15 protein-coding genes are annotated in these 14010 nt (G+C 41.4%); 5 read left to right on the top strand and 10 right to left on the bottom strand.

The genetic code is table 11. From position 1 onward, the window contains the following. Positions 1 to 109 precede the first annotated feature (109 nt). Both WKR92_RS11695 and WKR92_RS11690 read left to right on the top strand, forming a co-directional pair. Positions 110 to 1114: a DNA topoisomerase IB gene (locus WKR92_RS11695; protein WP_375558017.1), complete on the top strand. Its 1005-nt coding sequence runs from the start codon at positions 110 to 112 to the stop codon at positions 1112 to 1114. Further along, the gene (locus tag WKR92_RS11690) at positions 1099 to 1296 is read left to right on the top strand and encodes a KTSC domain-containing protein (RefSeq protein ID WP_375558016.1); all 198 of its coding nucleotides are present in this window, start codon (positions 1099 to 1101) and stop codon (positions 1294 to 1296) included. Before WKR92_RS11695 ends, WKR92_RS11690 begins: the two co-directional genes overlap by 16 nt. Before the next feature lie 4 nt (positions 1297 to 1300). Here WKR92_RS11690 and WKR92_RS11685 read toward each other — a convergent pair whose 3' ends face one another. Genes WKR92_RS11685 through WKR92_RS11675 form a run of 3 tightly spaced genes read right to left on the bottom strand, consistent with a single transcriptional unit; the run spans position 1301 to position 5131 of the window. Further along, the gene (locus tag WKR92_RS11685; protein WP_375558015.1) at positions 1301 to 1846 is read right to left on the bottom strand and encodes a DUF1697 domain-containing protein; all 546 of its coding nucleotides are present in this window, start codon (positions 1844 to 1846) and stop codon (positions 1301 to 1303) included. A 59-nt stretch (positions 1847 to 1905) separates the two neighbouring features. Continuing rightward, on the bottom strand, positions 1906 to 4464 hold the full coding sequence (locus WKR92_RS11680; protein ID WP_375558014.1) for an ABC transporter permease: 2559 nt from the start codon (positions 4462 to 4464) through the stop codon (positions 1906 to 1908). After that, complete coding sequence (locus WKR92_RS11675) at positions 4454 to 5131, bottom strand: ABC transporter ATP-binding protein (RefSeq protein ID WP_375558013.1); 678 nt, start codon at positions 5129 to 5131, stop codon at positions 4454 to 4456. The genes WKR92_RS11680 and WKR92_RS11675 overlap by 11 nt, the downstream gene beginning before the upstream one ends. Before the next feature lie 93 nt (positions 5132 to 5224). Here WKR92_RS11675 and WKR92_RS11670 point away from each other — a divergent pair, with 93 nt between their 5' ends. Both WKR92_RS11670 and WKR92_RS11665 read left to right on the top strand, forming a co-directional pair. Next, positions 5225 to 5905 (top strand): arylesterase, encoded by a 681-nt coding sequence (locus WKR92_RS11670; RefSeq protein WP_375558012.1) that lies wholly within the window; start codon positions 5225 to 5227, stop codon positions 5903 to 5905. 70 nt (positions 5906 to 5975) lie between these two features. After that, a complete protein-coding gene (locus WKR92_RS11665) occupies positions 5976 to 7262 on the top strand; it encodes a M23 family metallopeptidase (protein WP_375558011.1) in 1287 nt (428 codons plus the stop codon). 155 nt (positions 7263 to 7417) lie between these two features. On the opposite strand, the gene WKR92_RS11660 is transcribed toward WKR92_RS11665, so the two are convergent. The 3 genes from WKR92_RS11660 to WKR92_RS11650 form a co-directional block, all read right to left on the bottom strand. Further along, positions 7418 to 7627, bottom strand: a complete 210-nt coding sequence (locus WKR92_RS11660) for a helix-turn-helix domain-containing protein (protein ID WP_375558010.1) — start codon at positions 7625 to 7627, stop codon at positions 7418 to 7420. 2 nt (positions 7628 to 7629) lie between these two features. Further along, on the bottom strand, positions 7630 to 8151 hold the full coding sequence (locus WKR92_RS11655; RefSeq protein ID WP_375558009.1) for a DUF2975 domain-containing protein: 522 nt from the start codon (positions 8149 to 8151) through the stop codon (positions 7630 to 7632). A gap of 102 nt (positions 8152 to 8253) precedes the next feature. Continuing rightward, positions 8254 to 8511: a LytR/AlgR family response regulator transcription factor gene (locus WKR92_RS11650; protein ID WP_375558008.1), complete on the bottom strand. Its 258-nt coding sequence runs from the start codon at positions 8509 to 8511 to the stop codon at positions 8254 to 8256. A 142-nt stretch (positions 8512 to 8653) separates the two neighbouring features. Between WKR92_RS11650 and WKR92_RS11645 the strand changes: the two genes are divergently transcribed. Further along, positions 8654 to 9601 (top strand): helix-turn-helix transcriptional regulator, encoded by a 948-nt coding sequence (locus WKR92_RS11645; RefSeq protein WP_375558007.1) that lies wholly within the window; start codon positions 8654 to 8656, stop codon positions 9599 to 9601. Between the two features lie 66 nt (positions 9602 to 9667). On the opposite strand, the gene WKR92_RS11640 is transcribed toward WKR92_RS11645, so the two are convergent. The 4 genes from WKR92_RS11640 to WKR92_RS11625 form a co-directional block, all read right to left on the bottom strand. Beyond that, complete coding sequence (locus tag WKR92_RS11640; RefSeq protein ID WP_375558006.1) at positions 9668 to 10141, bottom strand: DinB family protein; 474 nt, start codon at positions 10139 to 10141, stop codon at positions 9668 to 9670. Between the two features lie 137 nt (positions 10142 to 10278). Next, on the bottom strand, positions 10279 to 11031 hold the full coding sequence (locus WKR92_RS11635) for a hypothetical protein (protein ID WP_375558005.1): 753 nt from the start codon (positions 11029 to 11031) through the stop codon (positions 10279 to 10281). A gap of 133 nt (positions 11032 to 11164) precedes the next feature. Continuing rightward, the gene (locus WKR92_RS11630) at positions 11165 to 12493 is read right to left on the bottom strand and encodes a DUF5125 domain-containing protein (RefSeq protein WP_375558004.1); all 1329 of its coding nucleotides are present in this window, start codon (positions 12491 to 12493) and stop codon (positions 11165 to 11167) included. Positions 12494 to 12499: 6 nt separating this feature from the next. Continuing rightward, entirely contained in the window at positions 12500 to 14005 is a 1506-nt protein-coding gene (locus WKR92_RS11625; RefSeq protein WP_375558003.1) for an endo-1,6-beta-glucanase, read from the bottom strand. Between the last annotated feature and the right edge of the window lie 5 nt (positions 14006 to 14010).

The raw sequence follows: 14010 nt of genomic DNA, 5'->3' as shown, positions 1-14010 counted from the left end.
GGAAACTGCCCTCAGAAGAATTAAGAAACCATTATCTGAAAAATGCTGTTACTTACAGAGCGGCTCGGGTGTATAATAAACACCAGACGGACATCAATAAATTAGTAAAATGCCCAAAATACGATATGTATCAGATTCAGACCCGGGATACGAACGGATTCGTAAAGGCAAGGGTTTTGCCTATTATGCAAATGGTTCGCTCGTAAAAGACCAAGTCATCCTCGATAGATTTAAAGCCTTAGTTATTCCGCCAGCTTGGCGCAACGTGTGGATTTGCACGAAGGAAAACGGACATCTACAGGTTACCGGGACAGACGATCGTGGTCGAAAACAATATTTATATCACCCAGAATGGACTCGTTTACAACAAGAGAATAAATTCAACAAGATTATTGATTTTGGAAAGGCATTGCCGTCTATTCGGAAAAAAATTAAAAAAGACTCGCAGAAAAGAAAGCTGACAAAAGACAAAGTCCTTGCGCTTGTACTTCAAGTGATGGAAGAAACACTTATTCGTACAGGCAATGCACATTATCGAGATGAAAACAAAAGCTACGGCTTAACGACGCTCACGACTAAGCACATTCGCATTGACGGTGCCGAGATCTGCTTTCAATTTAGAGGAAAAAAGGGTGTTCAACAAAACATAAAAGTTCAGGATAGAAGGCTTGCAAAACGACTGCAAGATGTTAAAGAAATTCCGGGTCAGCATTTATTTCAATATATAGACGACCAGAATGAGGTGTGCCCAATAGACTCGGCCGATGTTAATCAATATATACAGGCATGTTCACAGGAAGATTTTAGCTCAAAAGATTTTAGAACTTGGTTTGGTACGGTATGGGCTTTTATTAAGCTCGCCGAACTTCCCCCTTTCCAAAATCAAACTGAACTTAAACGTAACCTAATAGAGATGTATGATTTCGTCGCCGTGAAACTGGGAAACACTCGCACGGTATGCAAGAAGTACTATGTATCACATTCGCTGATAACCGCATACGAGAAAGGCTTGACACAACCCTATTTTAAAACATTAAGCAGCAAGCGGACGGGGTCTACAATTGAAAACGCTGAAAAACAACTATTGAAACTCTTAAAATGCCATCCTCTGTAATTGACACGATATCATACGATCAATCAAACGCTATATTGAAAATTCGTTTTCAGTCGGGAAGCGTCTATGAATATATGGATGTTAAAAAAGAAACCTACGATGCCATGAGAGCAGCATTTTCAAAGGGAACTTTTTTTAATCGCCATATAAAAGATAAGTATGAGTTCTCGCGAATTGAATAAAAACTTAAGTATCGGCTAATTGTAAAAGCTTATTTGTTGTTTTCCAGTTTCTAGTAGTTGCCTTCAATTTAAGCTTCCGCTCGAGAAATGTATTAGAAAGTTTTGTTCTTCCATAACCACCCGGACAGAACAAATATACCACATTTGATCCAAAATGAATCGCTTCTCCGTTCTGTAATACACTCTCAATAGCTGACTGGTCAAATTCACCTAAAGATCCGTCCAAAAACGTAACATATAAAGCTGAAAGATCCCTTTCTGCGTTTCTAGCAAAGGGATTTTCATCTATGATTTTCTGAAGTTCTTCTTTGGTCATAACAAGAACTGGAACTTGGAATCCGAAGTCTCGTTCGACTTGCGAGGATATTTTTTCGGCTAATGAATCGGCTTTAACCGTCTCCGAGGAAAAGATGATATTCCCGCTTTGTACATAGTGCTTTACATTTGTAAAACCCAGCGACTCGTACATCCTTTTTAGAGCATCCATTTTTATCAGCTTTTGCCCACTCACGTTGATCCCTCGTAAAATTGAAATGTAGATTTCCATCATAATATAGGTAGTTGGATCATCAAATTTACGAAGAAAAATGAAAAAGCCTCATTTGCGCCTTACCTTCTAAGTACCTCTAAAGGTGGCTTACGCAAGATCCCATTGACATTGAATATGCCGATTACAACCGTTAATAAGGTAACACAGACAAAAATCACGAAGATGACCAAAGGATCTGGCCGGAATGGAATCTCAAAGTTAAATGCAGCCAATGCCCATGCAGAAACAAGCGCGATTAAGATACCTGCAATTGACGATAATGCGCCCAAAAAGAAATACTCCAACGCTGTTATCGCGAAAACCTGCTTCTTGCTCGCACCCAATGTACGAAGCAATACGCTTTCCTGAATTCGCTGAAACTTACTAATTAGGATGGACGATAAAAGCACGATCAAACCAGTAATAATGCTCAAAGCTGCCATGAACTGAATAACAAAGCTCACCTTGGATATGATTTCATCCAGCACCGTTAGTATCAATTTCAGATCAATAATCGAGATGTTCGGAAAGCGTTTCACCAGCTTCAATTGAAAGTCCGCTGATACCTGCTCGTTAGGTGTCCTTGTCATAATCACATGAAACTGCGGTGCTTCATCAATCACACCTTTCGGAAAAACAACTCGGAAATTAGTTTGCACCCGATCCCAGTCTACTTCACGCAAACTTCCAACCTTTGTTGGTATCAACAAACCTTGAACATTGCAGATAATCTCATCCCCTACTTTCACACCTATACGCTCTGCATAGCCTTGGTCGAGCGATATTAAAGCCGTATCACCTTCTGCAACATTTCCTTCCCAACGACCCTCAGTAAGCTTTTCAGATGAAATCAGACTATCGCGAAAAGTAACACGCAGCTCTCTAGCAAAAGCTCTTGTAGAAATATCCAAAGTACTATCCTTCTCAACATCTACTTGCCGATATCCATTAATCGACTGAATTTGTATCGTCACAATAGGGACCTCTTGAATAACAGGTAGCCCAGCTGACCTTACAAGATCGGCAACCTCCTCCTTCTGAGCAGATTGAATATCAAAAAGAACCATATTAGGCTGTTCGCCTCGGGTTGAAAAAGTAACCTGTTCAATCAGCAGCGATTTTACAAAAAACAAGGTGCCGATGAAAGCCGTTCCCAAACCAATTGCCATTACCAAAATAACGGTTTGATTATTAGGCCGGTATAGATTCGACAGCCCCTGTCTCCAAACATAAGCCCAAGAATGAGGAAAATACTTTCTCACCAATTTAATCATAGCGACTGCCAGTCCGCATAGAACCAGGTAACCGAAAATAACGGCAGCTGTAAATATGCCGGTTTCGATCCAATTGTCCAATTGCGTCCTAGCGAAAACGCCGATAAACAGAACGATGAGTCCAAATACAAAACCGCGTTGTTTGTTGCTATTGGTGGTATCAGACTGAAAAGAGGCCCGCAAGGTGTTTAGTGGTGATATCTTTTGTACAGAAAGTAGCGGTAATAACGCAAAAAGCACGGAAATAAGAACACCAAGCACAATCCCCATCGCTATCGATGTCCACGATATAGCTAAGGTTACCTCGACCGGAAGCAGCTCCTGCAAGACAATCGGGATCAACTGTTGCAAGAACACGCCCAGTCCAGCACCGATGACGGAACCGATCAACCCAATTCCAATAACCTGAATGATAAAAATAAGAAATGCTTGAAAACCGCTGACGCCCAAACATCTAAGTATAGCGATGCTGTTGATTTTTTCCCGGATATATATTTGAACCGCACTTGACACGCCAATACAGCCTAATAACAGAGCAATGAACCCAACCAAAGAAAGGAATTTCGCTAGATCACCAAAAGCCCGGCCCGTACGTTCTTTTCGCATCTGAACACTTTCAGCATCCAGACCCTCATTTTCCAATCGCTCGTCCAGCTCTTCTGCAAGCTCATGGCTGTCTATGTTGTTCCCAAATTGATAGTAGTATAGGTAGTTAACGCGACTTCCCTTTTGCAAGAGGCCGGTCGCCCCCAAGCTGGTCAATGGCATAAAAACCGCTGGCGCAACAGCGGATGATAAGCCTGTTTGCCCAGGCGCCTGGATCGATTCTCCCGAAATTCTAAACCTAGAATTCCCAATGCGAACCGTGTCACCTACTTCAGCACCATACTGAAGCATCAATGTTTTATCCACCAATACACCATTTTCATCCTGATAGGCGTCTGCAGCATTCGCAGGCAAGGTTTCTATTTTACCGTAGAAAGGATATCCACCTGATATTCCGCGGATTTGGACGAGGCGACTTCCTTCGCTCTTCTCAAAATAGACCATCGACACGAAATTCTTCTCTTCCGCATATCCAACACTCAATCCTTTTAGGGAATCGACTAGTTGCATAGAACTATCCGATAAGGCCTTGCGGCTGTCGATTACTAGATCGGCTCCAATGAGCGAAGCGGCCTGCCGGTCGATGTCCGTTGTTAAATTCTCCCGAAATGAGGAAATTGCTACCATCGCAGCGATACCCAAAATAATGGAAGAAATGAAAAGGAATAATCGTGATTTATTTCTGCGACTATCGCGCAAGGCCATCTTCAATAACCAAGGGAAATTCAATTGTTTATTTTTAGCGCTCCTATCCCTCATTCTCTAACAACTTGCCGCCTTTCATATGAATGATCCGCTGCGTCTTTGATGCTAACTCAAGGTCGTGGGTTACCAAAATAAGGGTTGTGCCGGCCTCTTGATTCAAATCGAATAAAAGTTTTTCGACCCGCGCACCAGTTTCTGCATCCAAATTACCGGTCGGCTCATCGGCAAACAGAATCTTCGGCGCATTAGAAAAGGCTCGTGCCAATGAAACACGCTGTTGTTCACCTCCAGAAAGTTGCATAGGATAATGTGATGCGCGTTCCGAGAGCCCGACCTTCTCAAGTAAATCCATCGCTCTTTTTTTGACATTGCTTGCTTGCTGAAGTTCCAAAGGAACCATCACATTTTCTAAGGCCGTTAGTGTAGGCAAAAGTTGAAAATTTTGAAAAATAAAACCCACATACTGGTTTCTTAGTAAAGAGCGTTCATCTTCGTTCAATTCGTTTAGATTCTGTTGGTTTAAAACAATACTGCCTCCACTTGCACGATCCAAGCCTGCGCATAACCCTAAAAGAGTCGTTTTTCCACTGCCTGACGGCCCGACAATGGCCGTGGTGGAGCCTTCTTCAACATCAAAATTTATATCTCGTAAAACCGCTAAGCTCCCGTGTCCACTTTGGTAAGTCTTACTTAAATTACGTACACTTAAAATATTTGTCAAAACAATGATAATTTTCAAAAGTTAAAAATATACGGATTATTTCAGTAATTTGTCGTTTGGATATCCTATTTAAACAAAAGCATTACATTCATCATGAATTTTAATTCCATTTCTGTACTCTTAGCCGTCATTTGTTTAGTCGCTTGCGCCAATCCCAACAGTCAGGAACAAGCCCAAAATACCAGCGACAGCACGAAGAGCGGACATGATGACAAGACGAACATGAAAAGAATTCTATTTTTTGGAAATAGCCTAACGGCCGGTTATGGTTTAGAAAATACTGATAACGCTTTCCCTGGTTTGATTCAAAATAAAATTGACTCCCTAAACCTTCCTTACCAAACAGTGAACGCCGGACTGAGTGGAGAAACTACATCAGGTGGAAATGAGCGGGTCGATTGGTTATTAAATCAAAAAATCGACATTTTCGTACTGGAGCTGGGCGCCAACGATGGCTTACGCGGTTTACCGGTCGACGAAACTTATACTAATCTACAATCCATTATCGATAAAGTGAAAGCAGCATGGCCCGAATGCAAAATTGTGCTGACCGGCATGCTCGTTCCGCCCAGTATGGGGCAAGAATACGCTGAAAGTTTCCGACAAATATTTCCACAACTTGCTGAAGAAAACGACTTGGCCTTCGTTTCATTTTTACTCGAAAATGTTGCCGGCGAAGTAGAACTCAACCAAGACGACGGCATCCACCCTACAAAGGAGGGACAGCGTATTATGGCCGAGAATGTTTGGGAAGTTTTGTACCCTTTATTGTAAATGTTTACTTATCTGATCATCAATCTTTAAGACGACATCAACATTTTAGAGCTTCCTGTGTTGCTCCTATATGAGAAACAAAAAACTCTATTTTATAATCCTTTTCTTTTCTGTTTTTATCATTGCCTGCAGCGATCGAATTACCGGAGACCTTTTTAAAGGTCAGACACCTCACGAACGCTACATCGAACAACTTGAAAACGCGGGACTAGCCGAAAGCTTATTGTATGATCGCTGGCTCGCTGCTTCTGACCGAAGCCTCCAATCGCCTATAGCAATCAGTGTCCCTTATCAGGAAAAAGCATATTTCGGTGCAAATGAACCCAATGCAACCGGATATGCCTTTGACGCGAGGGACGGCGAACAACTGCAAATCAAAGTCGTAGCACAAAGCACAGACAGCGTCATCCTCTTTATGGATCTGTTTGCCGTCGCGCAAGACACTACGGAAAGCCACTTGCATTTGATTTCCGCTGAGGTCGATAGCACATCATTGTCCTATACGGTGAAAAGAAACGGACAATATATCTTACGGGTACAGCCAGAATTACTTAGCGATGTTTCATATGATTTACAGATTACAGCCGAACCGTCTTTAGCAAATCCCGTTGCAGAAGACGCCGAACAACATATTGGTTCTTTTTTTGGTGTTGACCGAGAAGGGGGACGGAGATCTCATGAAGGGATTGATATTTTTGCAGATCGGCTCACACCAGCAGTCGCTGCTGCAAACGGTGTCATCAGTCGCGTCGGCACCAATAATCTCGGCGGGAAAATCGTATTCTTGCGTCCTGAAAATCGGTCGATTAACTTATATTATGCACATTTGGATAGTCAAACGGTAACATCCGGCAAAAGGGTGAGCGTAGGTGACACCGTCGGCCTTATTGGTAATACCGGAAATGCAAGGACCACACCTCCCCATCTACACTTCGGAATCTATACATCGACGGGGGCGGTCGACCCCCTCCCCTTCGTCAGACCGGGAAAGTCGACTCCACCTTCAATCAGATCCGACATAGAGCGGATCGGAGATACACTTAGAATGAGATCAACAGACCAAAATATATCGATCCACTCGCCTTTGATAATCGAGGCTGCTGCACTTAATGGCTATCGTGGTATTCTACCAGATAAACGTAAAGTGTTTGTTTCCCGCAATCAAGTAACCGATGCTTCTAAGCCACTTAGAACGATAAGGCTCGAACGCAGCCAGTCCATACACCGAGAACCCAATCCCTTAGCGGCTGTCTTGACGAGTTATCCGGCCGGAGAACAAGTAAGAGTTCTCGCTGAAATTGACAATTTCTATTTGATCGAGAAAGATTTCATCAAAGGGTGGATACAAAGCAACTGATTTTAGAAATGGTTTATTAGTAGCTTGTTTTACATATCTATCTATTGACTTTCAATTGACTCCCTATCGCACTCCTACATACGGTAGGAAACAGAAACATATTAGCGTAGCTATGACCGTTGACTACCCTAGGAAGTAAAGCGAGTCTAATCGGATTACTCATCATCCGTGAACTCTAAGATATCGCCGGGCTGGCAGTCGAGTGCTCTACAGATAGCATCCAAAGTTGTGAATCGAATCGCTTTCGCCTTCCCTGTTTTTAAAATTGACAAATTCGATAAGGTCAGATCTACCTTTTCGGAAAGTTCATTTAGCGAGATCTTCCGTTTAGCCATCACTACATCTAAATTCACAATGATCGCCATAATTATACAGTTAACTCGTTTTCGGATTGAATCTCAATGCCCTTCTTGAAAATATGAGCAACAATAAATAGAATACCGGCCAGAAGAAGGAACTCGGCATCCCCTCCGTCATAACTGAAATTAAGACCCTTCTCCGTTAATGAATGGCTATAACTTGTTGATATCAATACCAAAACGCCAATTTGCAGGGCGATATTACTCATAGCCATAAGCCATTTTACCACCTCTTGACTAAACGGGTGGACAATATTAATCTTTGAAAAAATCTTAATTACCCAATAGAGTAAGTATGCTTTTAGAGCCGCGATAAGAATGATAAAAATACCCATTGAAATATAATGCAGCTGACTATATTGATATATGTCATGTAGATCTAATCCAAGATACAAGTCCTTCGACGCGTCTGGATTGATAAGCAAACTAATCGAAAAAGAGACAAGCATAGCTCCTGCTTTTATCGCAAAGCCGACAAAGATAATCCAAGACGCGATCTTGAGGAGTGTTAAAACCTGATTTGTATTCATATTGATTTATTTAAGTTCACAAATCAAATATCAATAATAATTTATTGAAAAACAATAAATATTTACTTTTTGTCGAAATATTATTAATTCAGCATCAAACTCTCACTTGCTCAATAACTCACCTAAAAATAAATCGCGGTAGTGATTCCCAATACCGATCTCATAGTTTTTAATAAATACATCGTTGTTACTGAAAGAGTCGATATTGTCCTTATTGACGACGTACGAGCGATTTACTCTTAAGAAAATTCTCTGCGGGAGCAATTGATGAATAGCTTTCAGGTTCAAATGTGTAATCAGCCGCTGATCTACAGTTTGAATGATTACGTAATCTTTGAGACCTTCATGATAACCAAGCATGAAAATAGTAAGATTGTCACTCGACGATCGTGATAATAGACAGACCTACTTAATTTATATACGAACAAGTAGATTAAATAGATGAATGAATTTTCTTTAACTTTATGATCTTCGATTTAATGACTACGCAACTAAACTGCCGATGGATATAACGAAAAGGTTTAATAGGGTCGTCGCCATCTATTTTCAACTTCAAGCCAAGCCAATTGTAAAGGCTCAAGATCTCGCCGCGCAATTTGATGTGAGCAAACGAACGATCTATCGAGACATCCGCTCGCTCGAGCAAGCTGGTATACCCATTTATGGAGAGGCAGGTTCGGGTTATGCTTTAGTAGATGGCTACAAACTATCACCTACCCGCTTCACTCAAGAAGAAATAATGACCTTGGCAGCTGCTGAGAAGCTAATGAACAAATTTGTTGATCCACACTTAGCCAAGCACTTCGGATCAGCCATTAACAAAATTAAAGCGTACCTACGATCCGATGAAAAATCCGACATATCGATACTCGAGGAGAATATGATGATGAGTGTTATGGAAAATCGGTTTAATAAAAACGTACCGTCGGCTTTATCCCAACTATTTGAAAGTGTAGCGCAACAAAAGATCGTAAATATGCACTATCAAAGTAGTAGCGCCAACGAGGTCACACAGCGCGAAATCGAACCTGTAGGTTTATTCCACCAGGGAAGCTTTTGGTATTTTATGGCCTATTGTCATTTAAGAGAAGATTATCGGCAATTCCGAATCGATAGAGTCCAACAATTAGATTTGACGAACAGAGGATTTACTAGGAAACATAAAAAACTTTCATATTACTTAAACAAGGATGAGGCTCCGCCTACAACGCAAATACGACTGTCAATTGCACGTGATTTTGCAAGATATATACAATGGGAGCGTTCGTACTATGGATTTGTATCGGAAACGGTAAAGGGCGATGAGGTCGAGATGACCTTCGAATCGAAAAATGCGGAAGAAGAGTTCGCACGTTGGTACCTGATGTTTGCTGATCAAGCTACAATTTTAGAACCACTCTCACTAAGAACAACTGTAAGGGATTTATTAACCCGTATAAAAGTCGAATAGCTCGTGCGCCAGCTTATTAAAAATTAGCCTTTAGCGACGCACGAGCTATTGGACCCATGTTATAATTTAATCTCTCTCCCAAAAGAATGGAGGTTCGATTCCGAGTATTCGTAAATATACGAAGCCCTGACCACGATGATGGATTTCATTGTCCACAAAATAAAGAAGGTTACTGTAAATCGGAAAATTGTATTCACCAAACAGGTTATGAGTCTTATGAAAATCCTCTTCCGGAATTTGATTATACAGTTCAATAATCTTCGGTGTATCTGCATCCCATTGAGCCAGTAATTCAGCTTTGGTGTTTAGATTTAACGCGTGATCGTAGGGTTCAGTGGCTCTCTCGACAATTCCGCGCAAGCCAGGCTCTGCAATAGACAAGAGTTCCTTAACCAAGTTGGCGAATGTTCTCATCCCACCTATTGAAAATTCAAATAATTCTTTTTCAGGAAACTTCTCGATCGTATTTCGGGTTAAATTACGGTGACCTAACCAATGTTGCAGGAATTCTTCTTTTGTTAATATTGCTGTCGATTTCATAGCGTTAAATTTTAATGTTTAAAAAAATAAAATGTTTACGTTTAGCGCGCTACTTAACATACCTCAAAGGTAGAAGGTTCCTGTGACAGCCTTTTGTCAGTAGTCTTTTTGAACATTAAAATATTTTCTCCTAAACTCTAATCATCCTGCAATCGGTAAATTAAACCAATGGTAATCCAAGATGGGTCTTGGGGAAATTCTTGGTTGGTGAGGTTTAGACTTCCGCCCGTTTGGGCTTCCAATTTTAAGAATTCAAGTCCCCCTCTGATTGTTAACGCGGGTTCGAACAGGAAGTTGCTCTTATTATCTTCCAGATATTCTTGTTGACTGCCAACTGCGTCCTGATCTTCATTCTGCATCATTAGACTTCCACGGATATTCGAGTAATTAACCATACCTGTCCGAAAACTAATAGCAGCCTCAAAATATTTAGACTTGAAACCAAAGGAAGGTTGTAAAGCCAAACTCAGAACATTAGCTTTGATTTCGCCAGTCGTTTCGGGATAATCTTGTACGGTTAATGGAAAGCGATTATTCATTCCACCGAAACCGATAAGTCCGTAAGTTTCAAAAACGAGCTTATCGGAAACCTCCGTAAAATAACCGGCACCGGCTTCAAGGTGCCCTCCGCTACCTGTTGATGAATTATCTTTGGAATCACCCGCTAGAAAAATACTCCCATTGGCCATCAATGCCCAATTTGAATCAAATGCATAAGCACTATTGATTGTAGCGCCATCCGCCGAACTGCTCCCACTGTAGCCGCCGGCGACGGTGAACTCTTCCTCTTCGGTCAATAAAGGCACGTGCTGGGTAGAAGGCGCATAATAAACCGGACTACATGCTGCTAAGATCACAACAACGGTCGACAATAACACTAGCTTTTTCATAACGATATTTTAGGTTTAACGTTAAGTACTTACTTGACACTAAGTTACAAAAAAACAGGAGCTAAAAAATTAGCTCCTGTTTTAGTCGATCAGCTCCTGTTTCTGTTAATCGTATCTTTTAATCTAAATCATGCTATAGTTTTTCAACCGACAAAACAGCATGATCGTTTCCAGCACTTAAATCGAGCGTAAGCACGTAGGTAGCACCTTCTTCGAGCGACTGCCCCTCTACAATACCCAGGTTACCCGGATCTCTGCCATTATCACCGGTCCCGATGAATATCAGATCGCTCGTCGTGGTTATCTGAGTTGTAAACTCTCCACCCCAGCCTTTTTGATGGAAGAACTTAAAGTTAATATCATCCGTTTTAACATTCGTTCCGGCCACTACGGTAACTTGGTATTTCTTATTGCCGATTGGAGATAGACACAATGCTTTATCAGTATTCCAACCTACCATATTGGTGGCAAAAGACGGTTTGCCAATTCCGTCACCGATAATCCATACCGCACCTGTCCCATCGTCCCGCAAGCTGGCCGGCTCGCCATTATGAAGAGCTTCAACGGCAAAGTACTTTAACGAAAAGTCGGCCGTAATCCGATAGTTACCACTTTGCGGAACGAAGAAAAATTTACCTTGATCGTCTTTCTTGATAAAATCAGGATCGATCCACCAATTGTCTAGATCTTCGATTCCATCAATAATCAGTTCTTCGTCTTGAGCATAGCTAGCATCCAGTCTAAAATGCTCATCGTCCACCCGTTGCATAACCGTACCATTAATAGCGTAGGCAATAATAAACGGCGAAGCATGATAATCAAAGGTATTAAATGTAATAGCATACTGGCCTGAAGATGAATTAGAGAAAGGTATGTTATTAGTCGATCCTTCGACAATCGCATCATCTTCCCATCCGAACGTCAACTCATTTCCTTGGTCACCAACCGCAGGGGCTTTCAGATAACCACTAACCTTAGCAGGCAGTTGTTCGTCTAATGTATATTCATATAGATCAGTACGTTCTAAACGATATTCTTTGTCACTTGCAACAAGTGTTAGATATGGAAAATCAGGTCTTGTCAAGGCTAAATCGTATTGTTCTTCTGTTATCGTTTGCGAAATATTTTGTAACACAAGTTTCAATGTAGCTGTACCATTAGGAATATTGGCATAGTAAGGCACATAAATCTTACCCGAATAATCACCATTCGTCTTGGTACGGATCACGGTTTCAGAAACCATTTCCTCACTGAAAAACAATTGCGCTTTTACAGTCGACAGCGGAACCTCTGCATCCGATACGTTGACTGTAAATTCTAGACTATCACCGAAGTGGGCACTGGTGAATTCCGTTTTGGACTCAATCACCGGGTTCCCTACCTTTTTGACTTCGTCTTTTTCGCAGGAAGCGAGTATCAGCACTCCTGCAAGCAATACCATGGGATATAAAAATCTTTTCATCATCATTTATTTATTGGGCCAACGATAAGAAACCACTGATTTAGAAGGAACATCGTAACTAAAATAGTTATCCCCGTCGTCGATTGTAATTTTCTTGGCTTCATTTGTATTATTTTGTAAAACAACGGCATAGGTACCGTCCGTATTTTCAAAAGCAGCATAGATCACACCCGCAGCTTTATAACCTTTGGTACCTATTCGGGTAGCGCCGGGTTTAACAACGGAGGATAAATGGCCGATAATATAATAGTGTGAGTTCTTCGTTATTGTCTTGTAATCATTTTTGTTAATATCAACCGCACCATAGCAGGTTTGACAGCCACCCTCCCGATTAGGTCCTTTTTCGCTATCCAACATTAAGTTCCATACAATGACGCCGCGAGCCCAGTTGTTTACCGTTCCTAATGCTACTTCTTCCATATCTTCCATCAATCGGGTCGTCAGGTTTTGTCCGTCATTCCATGTACCAATCGACGTCTCTGTAAATACCAACTCCTTATCGGGGCGACGATTGTGAATATCCAGCAATTCATCCTTGTTCCCGCCATAATTATGATAAGCAGCACCGGTAATATAGGCTGCCGCCGATGGATCGTCATAGATTTTTAATGGATAGTCATTTTGATCAGCCATATTATCATAATTATAATTGTGATCAAATGCATAAATTTTAGGACTAAGTCCTGCGGCCTCTAATTGCGGCCCTAAAGCATCACGGATGAAAGCTTGCTGTTCTTTCCAGCCCATAAACATCGACATGGAATTACCTCGATTTAAAGGTTCATTTTGAGGGGTTATTGAGTAGATCTCAATTCCCTCATTTTTAAACGCTTCAATCCATTTGACAAAATAGGACGCATATTCCTGATAGTAAGCTGGGTTCAAGTGACCGCTCGTCCATGAATTATACGGTTGGAGATCAGTTAAATTATTCACTTTCATCCAACGAGGAGCTGACCATGGCGATCCCATAATTTTTACAGATGGGTTAATAGCCAATATCTCTTTCAGAATAGGAATTACATATTTCTTTTCTTCCTCCTGCAAGGCAAAGTTCCCTTCCCCGGGGGTATCCCACAGCGTATATTCACTAAGTGAGAAATCAGAACCACCAATTGAAATCCGTATATAACTTTGCCCCATACCTTTTTCAACTGAGAAAGTCTCTTCTAAAAACTTTTTGCGGTCTGCCGGTGTCATCTGCATCAAATTATAGCTTGTAGAACCGGTTACCGCTGCTCCAAAGCCGTCGATGGTTTGATAGCGCGTCGTCGGGTCTAGACTAATGGTGGAAGGCGACAAGTTGGATCCAGATCCGTAGGCTACAGATTCCTTTTCAAAGTCCTTAGACCGGTTATTGGTTGTAACAAATAGAGTTACGTCTTTATTTTCCACCGGAGGAGTGGGTTCATCGGGCTTCGCCGTTTCGCCCTTATCGGCACTACATGCAGATAAAGCCAGGAAACAACATAAGGTAACAAAGGTCTTTTTCATATTTTTATTGAATCTCATAATCA

The sequence above is a fragment of the Albibacterium profundi genome, from assembly GCF_042159835.1.
In the GTDB taxonomy this organism is placed as follows: domain Bacteria; phylum Bacteroidota; class Bacteroidia; order Sphingobacteriales; family Sphingobacteriaceae; genus Albibacterium; species Albibacterium profundi.
The sequence above is the reverse complement of the archived record's forward strand: the minus strand, read 5'-3'. Positions and strand labels throughout refer to the sequence as shown.

What these genes read in the sequence shown, in the direction of transcription:
- WKR92_RS11660 (WP_375558010.1), bottom strand. Translation starts at nt 7,627, where the DNA reads ATGGCGATCATTGTGAATTTAGATGTAGTGATGGCTAAACGGAAGATC.
- WKR92_RS11670 (WP_375558012.1), top strand. Translation starts at nt 5,225, where the DNA reads ATGAATTTTAATTCCATTTCTGTACTCTTAGCCGTCATTTGTTTAGTC.
- WKR92_RS11645 (WP_375558007.1), top strand. Translation starts at nt 8,654, where the DNA reads ATGGATATAACGAAAAGGTTTAATAGGGTCGTCGCCATCTATTTTCAA.
- WKR92_RS11665 (WP_375558011.1), top strand. Translation starts at nt 5,976, where the DNA reads ATGAGAAACAAAAAACTCTATTTTATAATCCTTTTCTTTTCTGTTTTT.
- WKR92_RS11680 (WP_375558014.1), bottom strand. Translation starts at nt 4,464, where the DNA reads ATGAGGGATAGGAGCGCTAAAAATAAACAATTGAATTTCCCTTGGTTA.
- WKR92_RS11635 (WP_375558005.1), bottom strand. Translation starts at nt 11,031, where the DNA reads ATGAAAAAGCTAGTGTTATTGTCGACCGTTGTTGTGATCTTAGCAGCA.
- WKR92_RS11650 (WP_375558008.1), bottom strand. Translation starts at nt 8,511, where the DNA reads ATGCTTGGTTATCATGAAGGTCTCAAAGATTACGTAATCATTCAAACT.
- WKR92_RS11630 (WP_375558004.1), bottom strand. Translation starts at nt 12,493, where the DNA reads ATGAAAAGATTTTTATATCCCATGGTATTGCTTGCAGGAGTGCTGATA.
- WKR92_RS11695 (WP_375558017.1), top strand. Translation starts at nt 110, where the DNA reads ATGCCCAAAATACGATATGTATCAGATTCAGACCCGGGATACGAACGG.
- WKR92_RS11625 (WP_375558003.1), bottom strand. Translation starts at nt 14,005, where the DNA reads ATGAGATTCAATAAAAATATGAAAAAGACCTTTGTTACCTTATGTTGT.
- WKR92_RS11655 (WP_375558009.1), bottom strand. Translation starts at nt 8,151, where the DNA reads ATGAATACAAATCAGGTTTTAACACTCCTCAAGATCGCGTCTTGGATT.
- WKR92_RS11685 (WP_375558015.1), bottom strand. Translation starts at nt 1,846, where the DNA reads ATGATGGAAATCTACATTTCAATTTTACGAGGGATCAACGTGAGTGGG.
- WKR92_RS11690 (WP_375558016.1), top strand. Translation starts at nt 1,099, where the DNA reads ATGCCATCCTCTGTAATTGACACGATATCATACGATCAATCAAACGCT.
- WKR92_RS11640 (WP_375558006.1), bottom strand. Translation starts at nt 10,141, where the DNA reads ATGAAATCGACAGCAATATTAACAAAAGAAGAATTCCTGCAACATTGG.